This window comes from Streptomyces sp. NRRL WC-3605 (genome assembly GCF_001509795.1).
GTDB classification, from domain to species: Bacteria; Actinomycetota; Actinomycetes; order Streptomycetales; family Streptomycetaceae; genus Streptomyces; species Streptomyces viridochromogenes.
The window spans coordinates 22,657-38,276 of sequence record NZ_LLZN01000041.1 but is presented as its reverse complement, the minus strand read 5'-3'; the positions used below and the strand labels follow the sequence as shown (position 1 = coordinate 38,276).

The following is a 15,620-nucleotide window of genomic DNA, read 5'->3' as shown; positions in this document are numbered from 1 at the left end:
GTTCAATGGTTTGCGATGAAGTCGGCGGAGTGTCGAGTGAATCCGTTTTCCCATTGCTTCGCCGATAGTCCGCAATGCGGATCGCGCGGCTATTGACAATTCGTCGAACACTGTCCGCCGCGTACCCGGTGCACAATAAGTGGAGCGGCTTGTTCTCAGTCCCTGACCTGTGCAAAGGTGTGCCTCGCTCCTTTACGCCTCGCGCTTCACCAGAGCCGCACCCGGAGCATACCCATTGGTATGGACCCATCAAGCCGCAGTGCCCTCCGGAGGAATGCCCCCGTGCATGACGCAGGCCTGTCGAATTCACCAGGCGCCGCCCGCTTCTTTGAAGTGACCGACGCTCAACTGAGCGCCGAACTCAAGAAGTGGACGGGAGCGGCACCGGCGCTCCACCCGGTCGGAGAGCTGCTCGACCGGCACTGGGAGGCGGGCTTCGCCTACGCGCGGCTGTGCACCGCCGACACCCGCTCCGCGGGCATGCTCACCACGGCGGCGTTCACGCGCCTCTTCGGGGAGACGCTGCGGCAGACCGGACCGACCGCCGCCTGGCGCCCCCGGCTCCTCGTCACCGTCGGCCGGATCGCCGCGGAATGGGACGCCGACCACCGTCGCGAACTCCTCCACCCCGGGCTGCGCTCCGGACCCGACGGCGCCGGAGCCGCCGCCCGCCTGCTGCCGCCGGACAACCGCCGGCTGCTCTCCACGGCCTTCGAACGGCTGCCCCAGTCGGCCCGCTGCCTGCTGTGGCACACCGAGGTCGAGGCCGAACCGGCGTCCGTACCGGCAGCGCTCCTCGGCATGGACGCGGAGACCGGACGCCTGGAGCTGGAACGGGCCCGCGACCGGCTGCGCGAGGAACTGCTCCAGGTCCACCGCGAACTCGCCCCCGAGCACGAGTGCCGCCAGTTCCTGCGGATGCTCGACGTGACCTACCGGCGCGGCGGCGTCGACGTCGACCCCGACCTGCGCGCCCACCTGGACCGCTGCGCGCACTGCGGCGACACCGCCGATCAGCTCGGCGTCTTCAACGGCGGTCTGGGCATCGCCCTCGCCGAGTCCGTGCTCGGCTGGGGCGCGCGGGCCTACCTGATCGCCCGGGTGAGCCCCGGCGCACGGCCCCCCGCCTCCACACCGGCTCCGCACGGGCCGATCGCCGGCGAGTCCTTCTTCGCCGACACCGGCGCCGCCACCTCCGCGGCCCGCCCCCACCCGTCGGCGTTCACCTCCGTCACGGCCGCGGACGCCGCCGGGCCGCCTGCCGACATGCCCGGCCCGCGCAGCGCACGCCGCGCCGCCCGCCGGTCCGGTGCGCGCCGCGAGGCCACCGGGCCCGCCCGCGGCGGCGCCCGCGCCTGCTCCAGCCGCGTCGCCGTGAAGGTGGCCCGCCGCGCGGCCCGGCGCCGCAATCTGTCGGCGGCCGTCGCCACCGTCAGCGCCCTGGTCGTCCTGCCCCTGGTGGTCTGGTCGGCCGCCGGTTCCGACGGCGGCACCGACGACACCGCCGTGCCCACCGCCCACGACCAGCGTCCGTCCGGCTCGGCGAACCCCGAGAGGGACACCCCCAGCCGCAACCCGTCCTGGGCGGGCGCCGCCGAGGCGGCCAAGGGCGACCTGCGGGGCCGGCTCCACAACATCGGCTCCGGGCTGTGCGTCGCCATCGTGGGCGGCCGGGCCGTCGTGGGAGCGGAGACCGCACTCACCACCTGCGCCCCCGGTGCGGCCCAGCAGTGGACGTACGAGACCGACGGGCTGATCCGCAGCGCCGCCGACCCCGGCCTGTGCCTCGACTCGCACCTCGGCTACTCGGTCCGGCTCGCCCCCTGCCAGGCCACCGGTCCCGGGAGCGACGACGTCCGCTACGACTTCACGCTGCCGGGCGCCCTGGTGCCCCGCTTCGACCAGGAACTCGCGCTGAGCCCGGCGGCCACCGACGGCTCGGGCGCCCTGGTGCTCAAGAGCCGCGACGACGACAACGACGTGCAGCACTGGGCCGTCGACACGGCACGCACCACCTCCGCGCTGGAGACGGTCACCTGGGTCCCGGCGTCCGGGGGCACCACCACCCCGGCGCCGCCTTCCGCGCACCCCCCTGCCGCCGGGTCGGCCCCCACGGCACGGCCCCCGGCCACACCGCCGTCCGCCCGGGCGTCCGGTCAGCCGGCGCGCGACGGCGGGCCGAGGGGCGGCGGCCACGGGCACGGGGGCGGCGGCCACCGCTGAGCCGTCCGGTCAGCCGCCCGTGCCGGGCTGGAGGACCGTGACGAACACCGTGGACGCGTTGCCGCCCACCGGCACCTCGCCCGACGTCCACGGGACCCGCAGCGGGTCCCGTTCGTCCGGCGGTGTCACCAGCAGCTCCTTCGGCTCGGCGGTGCGGGCCCCGCTGATCTCCGGACTGGCGAAGGTCAGCCCCGCCCAGGCGCTGGCACCCGGCGCCAGCCTGACCGTCGCCGGCGTGTCCGCGGAGCGCCGCGGGTCGGGGCCGAGCTGCCGGCCCGAGGCGTCCACGAAGGCGGCGCCGGGGTAGCCGCGGACGGTGCAGGTGCGGTCGGCCCGGTTGGTCAGCACGATCGGGAAGTTGCGCTGGCCCGCTCCGGGGCTCGGGCGGCCCAGGCGCGCCCGCAGCTCGGAGGTGTGGCAGCGCGGCGCGGCGCCGCCCGACTGGGTCACCGGGCTCTCCGTGTCCGGGGTGCCGGGCGTGGTGGTGACCGGTGTCGTGGGCGGGCCCGTGCCGTCGGCCGTGCCCGGTGCGGTCGTCGCCCCGCCGCCCGCGGACGGCGTCCGCGTCGGCGTGGTGTCCGAGGCGCCGGTGCCGTCCGCGCAGGCGGCGAGCACGCACAGCAGGGCGGCGGCGGTCACCGGAAGAGCGGCGCGGCGCCCAGGGGGTGTCTTGCCGATCAGGCCGGGCTCCCGGCGCTGATCGGCAAGACACCCCCTGGGGCGGCCGCGGACAGAGAAGGGGGATTGCGGTGCGCGTCCCATTGCTCCCATGTCTGTGAGGCATCCCCGTTTTCGCGGAGCGTAGTCACGTTCGCGCGCGGGTCCTCACTCCTCGCCGAGCAACCCGATCTCCGCCCAGATGGTCTTGCCGTCGGCGGTGTGCCGGCTGCCCCAGCGCTGGGTGAGCTGGGCGACCAGCAGCAGCCCCCGGCCGCCCTCGTCGTACGTCTTGGCGCGGCGCAGGTGCGGGGCGGTGTGGCTGGTGTCGGACACCTCGCAGATCAGGGTCGTGGCGTCGTGGATGAGCCGGAGCCGTATGGGGTGCGTGCCGTAGCGGATGGCGTTGGTGACCAGCTCGCTGACCACCAGTTCGGCGGTGAACGTGGCCTCGGACAGGTTCCACCGGCCGATCTGCTCCACGACCTGCTTGCGGATCGGCGCCACGAGCGCCGGGTCCGCCGGGATGTCCCAGGTCGCCACCCGGGAGGACGGCAGCCCCTGGGTGCGCGCGAGGAGCAGGGCCACGTCGTCGGCGACACCGCCCGCCGGGAGCAGCGAGTGCAGGACGCGGTCGCAGGTCTCCTCGAGGGAGCCGGACGCCGCCGTGAGCGACTCGCACAGCAGTGCGTGACTGGCGTCGACGTCCCGCTCGCGCGACTCGATCAGCCCGTCGGTGTACAGCGCGAGGACGGTGCCCTCGCGCAGCTCGATCTCCGCCGACTCGAACGGCAGCCCGCCCAGTCCCAGCGGGGGTCCCGCGGGCAGGTCGATCTCCACGGGCGCCTCGCCGGGCGCGGCCATCACGGGCGGGGGATGTCCGGCGCGGGCCAGCGTGCAGCGCCGGGAGACCGGGTCGTACACGGCGTACAGGCAGGTGGCGCCGACCTCGCCGGAGACACCGTCGGTGCCGGCCTCCTCCGACAGGCGCACGACCAGGTCGTCGAGGTGGGTGAGGAGCTCGTCGGGCGCGAGGTCGATGTCGGCGAGCGTACGCACGGCCGTGCGCAGCCGGCCCATCGTCGCCGACGCCTGGATGCCGTGGCCGACGACGTCGCCGACGACCATCGCCACCCGCATCCCGGACAGCGGGATCACGTCGAACCAGTCGCCGCCCACCCCGGAGCGCGCCGCCGGGAGGTAGCGGGAGGCCGCCTCCAGCGCGGCGGTGCGCGGCAGGGTGCGCGGCAGCAGGCTGCGCTGGAGGGCCAGCGCGGTCTCGCGCTCGCGCGAGTACCGGCGGGCGTTGTCGATGCAGACGGCGGCGCGCGCCGTCACCTCCTCCGCCAGCAGCACGTCGTCCGGGGTGAACGGCTGCGGGTTGTCGAACCGGGAGAGCACCGCGACGCCGAGGGTCGTGCCGCGGGCCTGGATCGGCACGGACATCGCGGTGTGGATCCTGTACTGCTTGATCTGGTCGGCGCGGTGCGGGTCCCACGACAGCCACTGGTCGAGGTCGCCGGTCGCGGCCGAGGCGACGATGGTGTGCCCCGCCAGCAGCGCGTCGGCCTGCGGGGACGTGGCCGGGTACAGGTCGAGCTGCCCGGGCTTGACGACGGCGCCGCCGTCCGTGTCGATGATCCGGTGCGCGGTCCGCCGCAGCCCGATCGGCGCCACCGGCCGGGTCACGGGCGGATCGCCGTGCTCGGCCGGGTCCAGCAGGTCGACGCTGACGAAGTCGGCGAGCGCCGGCACACAGATGTCCGCCAGCTCCTGGGCCGTCGTCGCCACGTCGAGGGTGGTGCCGATGCGCACGCTGGCCTCGTTCACCAGCTGGAGCCGCTCCTGCGCCTGGTACTGCTCGGTGAAGTCGTGCGCGGCGACCGACACGCCCCGCACCCGGCCCAGGACGTCCCGGATGGGGGCCATGCGGGCCAGCCAGCTCAGGGTGCGGTCACCGCCGACCGGCACGTACGTCCGTACGGCCGTGCCGCGGCCCGTGGTGAGCACCTGGCGCAGCCGGCCCTCCATGTCGTGGCTGTGCGCCATGCCCGTCATCTCGTAGGTGCGCAGACCGCGCACGTTCTCCGCGGGCAGGTCGAGCACCTCCGCCATGACCGCGTTGATGCTGCGCACCCGCAGCCGGTCGTCGTAGATCGCGATGGCGCAGGGGGCGTCGAGGAGGGAGACGTCGTCCAGCGGATCGTTCTGCGCGCGGGTGCCCTCCGGGTCCAGCGGCGTGACGACCAGCCACCGGTCGTGGCCCTGGCGCGGGTGCTGGATCCGGTGGACTAGCACCCACACGGGGAGCGTGCCGCCGTCGTGGCGGCGCAGCGTGACGACGCCGTCCCAGCGGTCGCGGTCCGGGGGGACGGCCCCGTCCGTGCCCGGGCCGGCCAGCAGGTCCGCCGCCGGGCGCCCCACGACGTCGGCCGCCGAGTGGCCCAGGAGGCGTTCCGCTCCGGCGTTCCACTCGACGAGCAGGCCGTCGGCGTCGATGACGGCCCGGGCCGTCGAGGCCTCGTCGACCGGGTGATCCGGGCTCATGCTCGCAGCTCCCACGTGCACACTCACGGTGAACAAGCGTGTCACTCGCGCCCCAGCCTAGGTCGTGTCCGCAATGTCCCGCCTGCCGAGCGGCGCCCGGCACGCCTCGCCCGCGCGCACGTCGGTCCCCAGGGCCCGGCCCGGTCCGGCGGCGTGCCCCGGCCGGTACCGGCACTCACCAGGTCTGACCTGCGGGGATTTACGTCGAAGTACCCCAGCGGTACCGTAAGGGCATGCCAGCTCTCAACGTGGAGTTCAGCGATCGTGAGCTCGAGGACCTGCGGCAGATCGCCAAGGAACGCGGCACCTCGATGAAAGCGCTCGTACGGGAGGCCGCCGCGGCCGACATAGCCAGGCACCGCGCTCTCCAGGAGGGCGCCGAGGCGTTCCGCAGGTTCTTCTCCTCGCACGCCGAGGAGTTCGCCGCCGCCTTTCCCGACGACGAGCCGCCGGCCGACGGCGAGGGGCGGGCCGCCTGACCGATGGCATCCGTCATTCACATCGACGTGCCCTGGCTGCTCCAGCGACATGAAGAGGTCCTGCCGGACCAGCCCACCGTCAACGACTTCTCGGCGCTGGTCGCCGCCGTCGCCCGGCACCGGGTCGATCCGCCCCGGCTCGGCGTCGACTCCGACCCCGCCTGGCGCGCCGCCGCGCTGCTGCACACCCTCGCCCTGCTCAAGCCGCTGCCCTCGGCCAACGCACGCTTCGCCTGCGCCTCCGCCGTGGCCTACATGTTCGTCAGCGGCGTCGGCATCGACCCGCCCTACGGCGCTCTGGTCGACCTCGCCCGCGATCTGATGTCCGGCACGACCGATGTGTACGGGGCGGCCGACCGGTTGCGGTCCTGGCAGATCTGACCTTCCCCGCGGCCCTCGTTTTCCCGGGGTGTGCGGGTGGGGATTCTGACTTTTATTTCAATCGGTGCTGATGTTGCCCAAGTGCCTTGTTGGGCCTGAGCGCGCTGTGCAAGGGTGAATGCCGTGGGAGTGGAATAGGCCGGGGCTCAAGCGTTCCGCGAGGGAATCGGCGCGGACGGGCGTCGCGGAATTTCCGCCCCCGCGGTCCCGCCGGAGAGGTCCACGGCATGTCGCTCGCTCCTTTTCGGCGATCGGAACTTCTGTGTCCTGCGTGCGGGAAGGAATCCGTTCAGTACCCACCCCCCACCCCCCTCGGCCTCCCTATCCACCACCGGGAGGTCTCCCCGAGGAGTCCGACGAAGGACTCGCCACCCGGTTGCGGGGCCGGACCGACAGCGAGGCCGCGCCCTCCGTCGCCCTGCTCATGGCGCGCCACTGGGACCCGGTCCACGCCTACGCGGTGATCTGTCTGGCGGCCCCCGCGGGCCCCGCCTCCCACATGGTCACCGCCGCCGCCTTCCACCAGGTGCTCGACCGCCTGGCCTTGGGCGAGCCCGCCGCCGCGCTGCGCCCCCGGCTGCTCGTGGCGGTCCGGGACACGGTCCGGCACTGGTCCGGGGACGAACGAATAACGGGGACGGTGCCGGAACTGGCCAAACCCTCCGGCGGGCGCGGTATGCGGACCGCGAAGTCCCTCACGCCGGAAAATCGGCGGCTCGCCGACCGGTCATTCCAGGCGCTTCCCGGACTCGCCCGATGTCTGCTCTGGCACACCGAGGTCGATGCGGAGCCGCTGAATGTCCCCGCCGGACTGCTCGGCCTCGATCCCCTTACCGCGAGGGCCGCACTCGAACAGGCGCGGGACAAATTCCGTGAAGGTTGTGTACATGCCCATCGGGAACTCGCGCCCACGAAGGATTGCCGGTTCTACAACCGCCTGCTCGACGTCCCCATTCGCCGGGGCGGCGCCCTGCTGCCGGATGTGGAGGCGCATCTGACGCAGTGCCGGTACTGCCGGAACGCCGCCGAACAACTGAGCCATTTCGAGGGCGGGCTGGGTGTTCTCATCGCCGAGTCCGTCCTCGGCTGGGGTGCGCGCCGCTATCTCGAGACCCGTCCGGGCCGGGCCGCGTCCCGGACCCGCGGCGGCGCCCGGCACGGCGCGGCCCGCCGCGGGCTGCTGGCGCTGGTGCCCGCGCAGATCCGCGGGGCGGCAGCCCCGCCCCGCCCCTCACGGACGCTGCTGACGGGTGTGTGCGTCGCCTCCGCCGGGCTGATCGCCCTGCTGCTGGTCGCCGGGCTGCTGACCGACGACGACGGAGTCGACCCGACCGTCTCCGCGACCGCCGGAAGCCCCGGCACCCGGCTTCCGCCCGCCGTGTCCTCCGCACCGCCCGGCACCGCCCAGCTCCCGGCCGTGCCGTCGCCCACCCGGCTGCGCAACGCCGCCGCCGGCCTGTGTCTCGGCGTACGGGGCGAACCGGGGCCCGGAGCGGGGACCGGACTCGCCGCCTGCTCCGACGACATCGGCCAGAAGTGGTCGTACGACAAGGACGGGCGGCTGCGCAGCGCGGCGGACCCCGATCTGTGCCTGGACTCCCGCGCGGACGCCGGTGTGGTGATTCTCGGCAGGTGCGCCCCCTCGGGGTCCGGGCGCGCGGAGGACGTGCGCTACGACCTCACGGTCCGGGGCGAGCTGCTGCCCCGCTGGGACGAACGGCTCGCCCTGGCCGCGGCCGCCCCCGACCCGGGTGCCGACATCGTCGTCAAGGTGCGCGACCGCTCCGGCACCCAGCGCTGGCTGACGGACCCACCGACGTCCTCGACCCCGGACGCCCTGTCCAGTGCGGTGGTCGGCCCAGGGGGGACACGGGCCGCCGGGCGGGGGGAGCGGAGCGCGTAGCCGCCCGAGGCGGCGGGGGTGCCGGTCCCGGCCGCAAGGGGGACCGGCACCGTCGTGCGCGCCCTCTGACGCCGTGACGCGGGACGTGTTGTCGGGTGCGGTGGTCGGGGCGCCGGGCCGTCAGGAGGGCGGTGCCCCTGGGCGGGGGCGGGCCGGTCAGGTGGGTTCGGTGACCGCGTCCCGTGGGGTGTCGCCCGCCAGGAAGTCCGTCACGTTGCGTACCGCCGCGAGGGCGATGCGGATCATCGTCTCGCGGGTGACGCCGCCGACGTGCGGGGAGAGGACCACGTTCGGGGCGCGGAGCAACCGCAGGGCCGGGGTGGGTGGTTCGGGGTCGAAGACGTCGATGCCGGCCCCGGCCAGGGCGCCCTTCTCCAGGGCGTCCGCGAGGGCGTCCTGGTCGATCAGGCCGCCCCGCGCCGTGTTGACCACGAACGCCGACGGTTTCAGCAGCGCGAGGCGCCGGGCGTCCAGCAGCCCGCGCGTCTCCTCGGTGAGCGGGGCGTGCAGGGAGACGTAGTCGGAGACCCGGCACAGCTCGTCGAGCGGTACATGGCGGGCGCCGCCCGCCTCGGCCTCCGCCTCGGGAGCCGCCCGCCGGCGTCCGGCGTAGACGACGGTCATGTCGAACGCGGCCGCGCGCCGGGCCACCTGAAGCCCGATCTGGCCGAGGCCCACGATGCCGAGCGTCTTGCCCGACAGCTCGGTCAGCGATCCCTGGAGGCGGGGGAGGGCCCACTCGCCCTCGACGAGCGCGAGGTGACCGGGGATCACCTGCTTGGCCAGGGCCAGCATCAGGGCGAAGGTCTGCTCGGCGACGTTCTGCGCCTCGGCGCCGCTGGAGCCGATCGTGCACACCCGGACCCCGCGCTCCCCGGCCGCCGTCACGTCGACGTAGTCGAATCCGTGGCTCGCGCACTGCACCAGCTCCAACTCCGGTGCCGCGGCGAGGTGGGCGGCGGTGACCGGGGCCAGCGCGGTGATGACGACGTGGGCGCGGCGCAGCGCGTCCAGATCCTCGTCGGCCGCCTCGACGACGGTGACGTGCGCGTCGCCGGGCAGCAGCGCGGCCAGTCCGGCGCCGACGCCCCGGCCGCCGATGTGCGGCGGGACGACGGCGAGCACCTGGCGGGCGGCGCTCACGCGGTCGCCTCCACCAGGTCGCCGGGGCCCACGGTGCCGGGGCCCGCGTGCCCGGACAGGGCAAGGGTGAGGTCGAGTTCGGCGAGCAGGCAGCGGATGACGTGCTCGACGCCCGCCTGTCCGTCGAGTCCGAGCCCGTACGCGTACGGCCGTCCGACGAGGACCGCCCGCGCCCCGAGGGCGAGGGCCTTGAAGATGTCGTCCCCGGTGCGGACCCCGCTGTCGAACAGCACCGTCAGCCGGTCGCCGACCGCCTCGACGACCCGGGGCAGGGCGTCCGCGGCGCCGATCGAGCCGGCCACCTGGCGTCCGCCGTGGTTGGAGACGATCACGCCGTCCATCCCGGCGTCGGCGGCGGCCCGGGCGTCGTCCGGGTGCAGGACGCCCTTCAGGACGATCGGGCCGTCCCAGTTCTCCCGCAGGAAGGCGAGGTCGGGCCAGGTCTTCGCCGGGTCGGAGAACATGCCGACGAAATGCATGACGGCGGCGTTCGGATCCTCGTGGACGGGCTTGGCCAGACCGGCCTGGAACGCGGGGTCGGAGAAGTAGTTGGCGGTGCCGACGCCGTGCAGGAAGGGCAGGTAGGCCTGGTCGAGGTCGCGGGGCCGCCAGGCGAGCATCGGGGTGTCGAGGGTGACGACGAGCGCGGTGTACCCGGCGGCCTTCGCGCGGGCCAGGAAACTGCGCGCCACCTCCGGGTCCTTCGGCCAGTACAGCTGGAACCAGCGCTCGGCGTCGCCCATCGCCTCCGCCACCTGCTCCAGCGGGGTGCTGGACGCGGACGACAGGATGAACGGCACCCCCTGCGCGGCGGCGGCCCGGGCGGCCGCGCTCTCGGCGTCCGGGTGCATGATCGACAGCACGCCGATCGGCGCCAGCGCGACCGGGGCGGGCAGGGCGCGGCCCAGCACCTCCACGGACAGGTCCCGCTCGTGCACGTCCCGGAGCATGCGCGGAACGATCCTGCGGCGGTCCAGGGCCGCCCGGTTGGCGCGCGCGGTGCTGCCGGCGCCGGCGCTGCCCGCCACATAGCCCACGGGGCCGGGGCCGAGGCGCTGCTCGGTCAGCTCCTCCAGCCGGGTCAGGTCGGTGGGCAGCCGGGGCACGGTGCCCGACATGCCGTTCAGATAGATCTCGTACTGGAAGTCGGCCCAGTGCCTGCCCATGCCTACGACCCGCCTCTCGTCCCTGAGACCGCGCTGTACGCAGACCATACCGACCGGTAGGCCAGGTGGGGACCGGGGGGCGCACACCGGCGTGCGGGGGTGGATCGTGTGGACGGACCCCGCTCAGGCCTCCACCAGAGGCCCCCAACCGGAATGTTTCAGGCCTATTAATGAACCCCTGGGAATCAGCCATCGGGCGACTTCGAGCGATCAGGAATGGCCACGTTCCGGCATTGGAACGTTCGAATTCCGTTACTTCACGCCACTGATTCAATACGCAAGGTTACTGAAACCCGTGGTGTCGATGTGAGTTTCGGCGGCGGACTCGGCAGACTCCCGCTCGTCGTTCCGGCACCGATCGCGCCGGAGCCGGCACACCCTCGAAACAAGCGGAAGGATGCACACAATGCGGAACACCGCGCGCTGGGCAGCGACCCTCGCTCTGACGGCCACCGCCGTCTGCGGACCCCTCACCGGGTCCGCCCTGGCCGCCCCCGACGCCGCCCCCGCCTCGCTCTACGCTCCCTCGGCGCTGGTGCTGACCCTTGCTCACGGCGACACCGCCGCCCTCGCCTCCCCGGCACGCGCGGTGACCCTGAGCTGCGCACCGACGCCCTCCGGCACCCATCCCGCCCCGGCGGCGGCCTGTGCCGAACTGCGGGGCCTCAACGGCGACTTCGACGCTCTGAGAGCGACCGAAGGGGTGATGTGCACCAAGCAGTACGATCCCGTCGTCGTCACCGTGGACGGGGTCTGGCAGGGCCAGCGCGTCTCCTATGAGCGGACGTTCGCCAACGAGTGCGTGAAGGGCTCCTTCGGGACCACCTTCGCGTTCTGAGACCGGGGCGGCACCACGGACCCCGTGCAGTGCGGCCGGGCTCGCGGATGGGGAGTGCGAGCACGGCCGAGGGATCCGGTGTCACCTCGCATGGGTGCCGGCCGGGCGGAGTGGGGCCGCCCGACCGGCACCCAGATCGTGTACGGACGAACGGCCCGTCAGTCGCCCCGCGACTCCTCCTGGGCCTCCTGGTTCGGAGTGACCGCCTCACCGGCCTCGCCGCTGCGGCGGCGCTCGCCGGGCGACTCCCGGACCCGGCGCCCGGCCTCGGCGACCTCCTCCGTCACCTCCTCCAGTGCGGTCTCGGGGTGCTTCTGGTGCTGCTTGTCGTCCTGGGACACGGACTGCTCCTCCTGTTGTCGTCCGGTCAGCTCGTCACAGGTGCGGCGGCGATGCGCAGCGGCGCGGACCGGTCAGCCCCGGGTTCCTCGGCGTGGCCGGTGACCTCGGTCCACCAGCCGGGGCCGTCCTCGATGTGACGGAGCATGATCCCCTCGCGGATCGCCCACGGGCAGATCGTCACCGCCTCCAGCCCCGTCAGCTTCATCGCGGTGTGCGCGATCACCGCGCCCGCCAGGCTCTGCTCGGCCCTCGGCGCGGAGATCCCCGGCAGCTGGACCCGCTCGGCGGCGCTCAGCGCCGACATCCGGCGCACCGCCTCCCGCAGGTCCTCACGCGCCAGCCGCCGCTCGACGAACGGCCCGTGCCGGCCGGGCGGCGCCCCGCAGAGCCGGCCCAGCTGCTGGAACGTCCGCGAGGTGGCGGCGGCCGTCCGCGGCCCCTCCCAGCGGATCCGGGCGGCGACGTCACGCAGCTGATGCCGCACCGAGCGGCGCAGGTCGCGCAGCCGCCCCGGATCGGGCAGGTCCTCGCCGGCGGCGAGGTACTCGTGGGTCAGCCGGCCCGCGCCCAGCGGCAGCGAGGCCACGAAGTCGGGGAGCCGGCCCCGGCCGAACGCCACCTCCAGCGACCCGCCCCCGATGTCCAGCAGGGCGAGCGGACCCGAGCGCCAGCCCATCCAGCGCCGCGCCGCGAGGAACGTCAGCTCGGCCTCCAGCTCACCGGGCAGCGTGCACAGCCGCACCCCGGTCCGCAGGCGCACGGTGCGCAGCACCTCCGCCCGATTGGGCGCGGAGCGCACCACCGCGGTCGCGAAGGCCAGAGGCGCCGCCGCACCCCACCTCGTCGCGGTGCGGCTCGCGGCGGCGACCGCGTGGACCAGCCGCTCCACCGCTTCCCCGGGGATCGGATCGCCCGGCCTGACCTGCTCGGACAGCCGCAACCGCCACTTCTCGGTGTGCACGGGCAGAGGCGCGCCGTCCTGGGCGTCGGACACCACCAGGCGGACCGTCTTCGATCCCACATCCACGACGCTGATACGCATGGCAGGTCACGTACCCCCATACGCCGGTCGTCAACGGTCCGGGCGGCGATTCCCCGTGGTTCCCGTCCGCCCGGACCGCCGCTCAGGCCAGCTGACGCCGCACCAGCTCGTGCAGCCGCCCTCCCGTGTCCGCGAGCAGCTCGGCCGGCGGGCCCTGCTGGGCGACCTTGCCGTCCTCCATCACGATGACCCGGTCGGCGTCCAGCACCGTGGACAGACGGTGCGCGATGACCACGCGCGTGGCGTTCAGGGCCCGCGTGGACTCGATGACCGTGCGCTGGGTCTCGTTGTCGAGGGCGCTGGTCGCCTCGTCGAAGAACAGGATGCGCGGACGGCGGATCAGCGCCTGCGCGATCATCAGGCGCTGCCGCTGGCCGCCGGAGACGGCGCCGCTGCCCGACACGATGGTGTGCAGACCCATCGGCATCCGCTTGATGTCCTCGGCGAGCCCCGCCATCTCCGCCGCCGCCATCGCCTCCTCCGGCGTGTACGGCTCGGTGCCGCAGATGACGTCCAGGATCGACCCGGTGAACGGCTGGGCGTGCTGGAGCACCACCCCGCACTGGCGGCGCACCGCCGACTGGTCGAGGGCCGACAGGTCCTGCCCGTCGTACAGGACGCTGCCCGACACCGGCTTGTCGAAGCCGATCAGCAGTCTCAGCAGCGTCGACTTGCCGCAGCCGCTGGGGCCGACCACCGCGACGAACTCGCCCGGCCGGATCTCGAACGACACGTCGTCCAGGACCAGCGGGCCGTCGTCGGAGTACCGGAAGGACAGCCGGCGCGCCTCGATCGCCCCGGTCAGCGGCCCCGGCCGGGTGCTGCCCGCCCGCACCTCCGGCGTCGCCCGCAGCACCGGCTCGATCTCCTGGAACAGCGGCAGCGCCGACACCGCCGAGACGAACGCACCGGTCAGCTGCGTCACCGAGGTCAGCAGCATCGTCACCGACGTGCTGAAGGTCAGGAACGCCGCCGCCGACATCGAGCCGCGGGCCGGACCGGCCAGCAGCATGAACATCAGCAGCGTGCACAGCGGCAGGTACACGGCGCCCAGCACCGCCGTCAGGTTCTTGATCCGGCCCACCCGCTGCTGGAGTTCCCGGCTGCGCGCGAACTCCTCCGCCCACGCCGCGTACGCGTAGTTCTCCGCCGCCGCGACCCGCAGCTTCGGCAGTCCGCGCAGCGTCTGGAACGCCTGGTTGTTCAGCTTGTTGCTCAGCACCACCAGCCGCCGCTGCCAGCGCACCTGCCACAGTCCGAGGCCCAGGAACACGGCCGCGATCACCACGAGCATGCCCATCGCGGCCAGCGCCATCGGCACACTGAACCAGAACAGCAGCGTCAGGTTCATCGCGCCCACCGTCACCGACTGTGCCACGACCGGGCCCACCCCGGCCAGCAGCCGGCGGATCGCGCTGATCCCCATGGCCTGGCTGGCCAGCTCACCCGTCGAGCGCTCGGTGAAGAACCGGGTGGGCAGCCGCAGCAGCCGGTCCCACAGGGCGGGCTGCAACGTGGCCTCGATCCGGCCCTCCAGCCGCAGGATCGTCAGGTTCTGCAGCAGCATGAACGCCGCCGCGACCACCCCGCTGATCATCACGGCCAGGCACACCTGCACGATCAGGCCGGTCTGCGCCTTCGGCACGAACTCGCCGAGCACCCTGCCGGTCGCCACCGGCACCAGCGCGCCGATCGCGACCGTCACCAGCCCGCTGAGCAGCAGCCGGACCAGGTCGCCGCCGGTGCCCCGCAGACTGAACCGCAGCAGCCGCAGCGGGCTCAGCGGACGGTCGGGCAGCGGCCGGTAGAACATCACCGCGCGCGGCTCGAACTCCTCCGCGTTGGCCTTCTCGACCGGCGTCTCCCGGCCGGTCGCCGGATGCACCGCGACATAGCCGCCGCGCCGCCACAGCAGTGCGACCGGCGCCCCGGACAGCGCCCGGTGGCCGACGAGCGGGCCGATGTCGTCCCGCCACCACCGCCCCTCCAGACGTACGGACCGGGTCCGCACCCGCGAGGCCAGGGCGACGCGTTCCACCGGGTCGAGCCGGTCGCTCTCGGTGCCGCCGTGCGCCGCGTCGGCCAGGGTGAACCCGGCCGCCTCGGCGACGACCCTGCACGCCGCGTACCCGGCGTCCGCGTCGGCGGCCGTCGTGCGCTTGCCGTTCCGCTTGCCGATGGACGCCAGCAGCGTGCGGTCGGCCTGCGCGCGCACCGCCTCCCCGGCCTTGATGCCGGCGGCCGTACGGGTCTCGTGGGTGCGCTCCAGCTGCTCGATCCACCGGTCGAGCGTGGTCAGCAGGCGGTACTGCTGGTCCACCATCGACTGCCACACCGCCGGGTCGATCAGCAGGTCGGCGGCGGCCTCCGCGCCGTACAGCGAGCCGTACTGGACGCTGCCCGGCGGCACCTGCATCCAGAACACGTCGTCGTCCGTCACCTCGGCCGCCCGCTCGGTGGCCATCGGCGCCTGGAACAGGATGGACAGGCTGCGGCCGACGCCGAGCGCGAGGGCGTACTCCAGGGGGCTCGTCTGCGGCGGGACGTACTGCGGGTTGCCGTACTCGTCGTACGACCAGGTCTGGGTGTGGGCGGGCTGATACAGCTCGCGCAGCCCGATCCGGTGCACGACGCAGTCCCGGAGCGGGCGGGCCACCAGCGTGTGCTGCGGTCCCGCGACCGGGCCCAGCAGCAGCGACCCCGCCTCCAGGCGGCCCAGGTGGTGCCAGTGGCCCTGCTCCCCGGCGTCCACCGCGAACAGGTCCACCGCGCCGGATGCCACCAGCCACAGCACCTGCGGCCCCTCCAGGTCCAGGCGGTTCAGGCCGGAGCAGTCGAGGGCCGAGCCCAGCTGCCCGAGCGCGTCGAGGACGAGGTCCCCCTCGTTCACGGTCGTCAT

At 73.9% G+C, this 15,620-nt stretch carries 12 protein-coding genes; 5 read left to right on the top strand and 7 right to left on the bottom strand.

Annotated features, from left to right (window positions below; genetic code table 11):
- Positions 1-240 precede the first annotated feature (240 nt).
- Entirely contained in the window at positions 241-2,223 is a 1,983-nt protein-coding gene (locus ADL34_RS08595; protein WP_107115576.1) for an RICIN domain-containing protein, read from the top strand.
- A gap of 9 nt (positions 2,224-2,232) precedes the next feature.
- Here the strand turns inward: ADL34_RS08595 and ADL34_RS08590 are convergent, their stop codons facing one another.
- Together ADL34_RS08590 and ADL34_RS08585 are read right to left on the bottom strand one after the other, a co-directional pair.
- Positions 2,233-2,904, bottom strand: a complete 672-nt coding sequence (locus tag ADL34_RS08590) for a DUF4232 domain-containing protein (RefSeq protein WP_062665679.1) — start codon at positions 2,902-2,904, stop codon at positions 2,233-2,235.
- 144 nt (positions 2,905-3,048) lie between these two features.
- Positions 3,049-5,427, bottom strand: coding sequence for a SpoIIE family protein phosphatase (locus ADL34_RS08585; RefSeq protein ID WP_062665543.1), 2,379 nt, complete (start codon positions 5,425-5,427; stop codon positions 3,049-3,051).
- Positions 5,428-5,660: 233 nt separating this feature from the next.
- Between ADL34_RS08585 and ADL34_RS08580 the strand changes: the two genes are divergently transcribed.
- The 3 genes from ADL34_RS08580 to ADL34_RS08570 all read left to right on the top strand — a co-directional run bounded on the left by ADL34_RS08580 (position 5,661) and on the right by ADL34_RS08570 (position 8,190).
- Positions 5,661-5,906 carry a hypothetical protein gene (locus ADL34_RS08580; RefSeq protein WP_062665542.1) on the top strand — a complete coding sequence of 82 codons (246 nt, stop codon included), beginning with the start codon at positions 5,661-5,663 and terminating at the stop codon, positions 5,904-5,906.
- A 3-nt stretch (positions 5,907-5,909) separates the two neighbouring features.
- Positions 5,910-6,287, top strand: a complete 378-nt coding sequence (locus ADL34_RS08575; RefSeq protein ID WP_062665540.1) for a hypothetical protein — start codon at positions 5,910-5,912, stop codon at positions 6,285-6,287.
- 424 nt (positions 6,288-6,711) lie between these two features.
- Positions 6,712-8,190 carry an RICIN domain-containing protein gene (locus ADL34_RS08570; protein WP_234374971.1) on the top strand — a complete coding sequence of 493 codons (1,479 nt, stop codon included), beginning with the start codon at positions 6,712-6,714 and terminating at the stop codon, positions 8,188-8,190.
- A 156-nt stretch (positions 8,191-8,346) separates the two neighbouring features.
- On the opposite strand, the gene ADL34_RS08565 is transcribed toward ADL34_RS08570, so the two are convergent.
- Both ADL34_RS08565 and ADL34_RS08560 read right to left on the bottom strand, forming a co-directional pair.
- On the bottom strand, positions 8,347-9,333 hold the full coding sequence (locus tag ADL34_RS08565; protein ID WP_062739780.1) for a 2-hydroxyacid dehydrogenase: 987 nt from the start codon (positions 9,331-9,333) through the stop codon (positions 8,347-8,349).
- The gene (locus ADL34_RS08560) at positions 9,330-10,499 is read right to left on the bottom strand and encodes a lactate 2-monooxygenase (RefSeq protein WP_062665534.1); all 1,170 of its coding nucleotides are present in this window, start codon (positions 10,497-10,499) and stop codon (positions 9,330-9,332) included. The genes ADL34_RS08565 and ADL34_RS08560 overlap by 4 nt, the downstream gene beginning before the upstream one ends.
- A gap of 406 nt (positions 10,500-10,905) precedes the next feature.
- On the opposite strand from ADL34_RS08560, the gene ADL34_RS08555 reads away from it, so the two are divergent.
- Positions 10,906-11,337: a protease inhibitor gene (locus ADL34_RS08555; RefSeq protein WP_062665532.1), complete on the top strand. Its 432-nt coding sequence runs from the start codon at positions 10,906-10,908 to the stop codon at positions 11,335-11,337.
- Positions 11,338-11,495: 158 nt separating this feature from the next.
- Here ADL34_RS08555 and ADL34_RS08550 read toward each other — a convergent pair whose 3' ends face one another.
- The 3 genes from ADL34_RS08550 to ADL34_RS08540 form a co-directional block, all read right to left on the bottom strand.
- Positions 11,496-11,678: a hypothetical protein gene (locus tag ADL34_RS08550; protein ID WP_062665530.1), complete on the bottom strand. Its 183-nt coding sequence runs from the start codon at positions 11,676-11,678 to the stop codon at positions 11,496-11,498.
- 26 nt (positions 11,679-11,704) lie between these two features.
- Complete coding sequence (locus ADL34_RS08545; RefSeq protein ID WP_062665528.1) at positions 11,705-12,721, bottom strand: hypothetical protein; 1,017 nt, start codon at positions 12,719-12,721, stop codon at positions 11,705-11,707.
- Between the two features lie 82 nt (positions 12,722-12,803).
- Positions 12,804-15,620 carry an NHLP bacteriocin export ABC transporter permease/ATPase subunit gene (locus ADL34_RS08540; protein WP_062665526.1) on the bottom strand — a complete coding sequence of 939 codons (2,817 nt, stop codon included), beginning with the start codon at positions 15,618-15,620 and terminating at the stop codon, positions 12,804-12,806.

Coding starts and splice junctions, on each gene's coding strand:
- ADL34_RS08570 (WP_234374971.1), top strand. CDS start 6,712: ATGGCGCGCCACTGGGACCCGGTCCACGCCTACGCGGTGATCTGTCTG.
- ADL34_RS08580 (WP_062665542.1), top strand. CDS start 5,661: ATGCCAGCTCTCAACGTGGAGTTCAGCGATCGTGAGCTCGAGGACCTG.
- ADL34_RS08595 (WP_107115576.1), top strand. CDS start 241: ATGGACCCATCAAGCCGCAGTGCCCTCCGGAGGAATGCCCCCGTGCAT.
- ADL34_RS08555 (WP_062665532.1), top strand. CDS start 10,906: ATGCGGAACACCGCGCGCTGGGCAGCGACCCTCGCTCTGACGGCCACC.
- ADL34_RS08545 (WP_062665528.1), bottom strand. CDS start 12,721: ATGCGTATCAGCGTCGTGGATGTGGGATCGAAGACGGTCCGCCTGGTG.
- ADL34_RS08540 (WP_062665526.1), bottom strand. CDS start 15,620: ATGACGACCGTGAACGAGGGGGACCTCGTCCTCGACGCGCTCGGGCAG.
- ADL34_RS08560 (WP_062665534.1), bottom strand. CDS start 10,499: ATGGGCAGGCACTGGGCCGACTTCCAGTACGAGATCTATCTGAACGGC.
- ADL34_RS08585 (WP_062665543.1), bottom strand. CDS start 5,427: ATGAGCCCGGATCACCCGGTCGACGAGGCCTCGACGGCCCGGGCCGTC.
- ADL34_RS08575 (WP_062665540.1), top strand. CDS start 5,910: ATGGCATCCGTCATTCACATCGACGTGCCCTGGCTGCTCCAGCGACAT.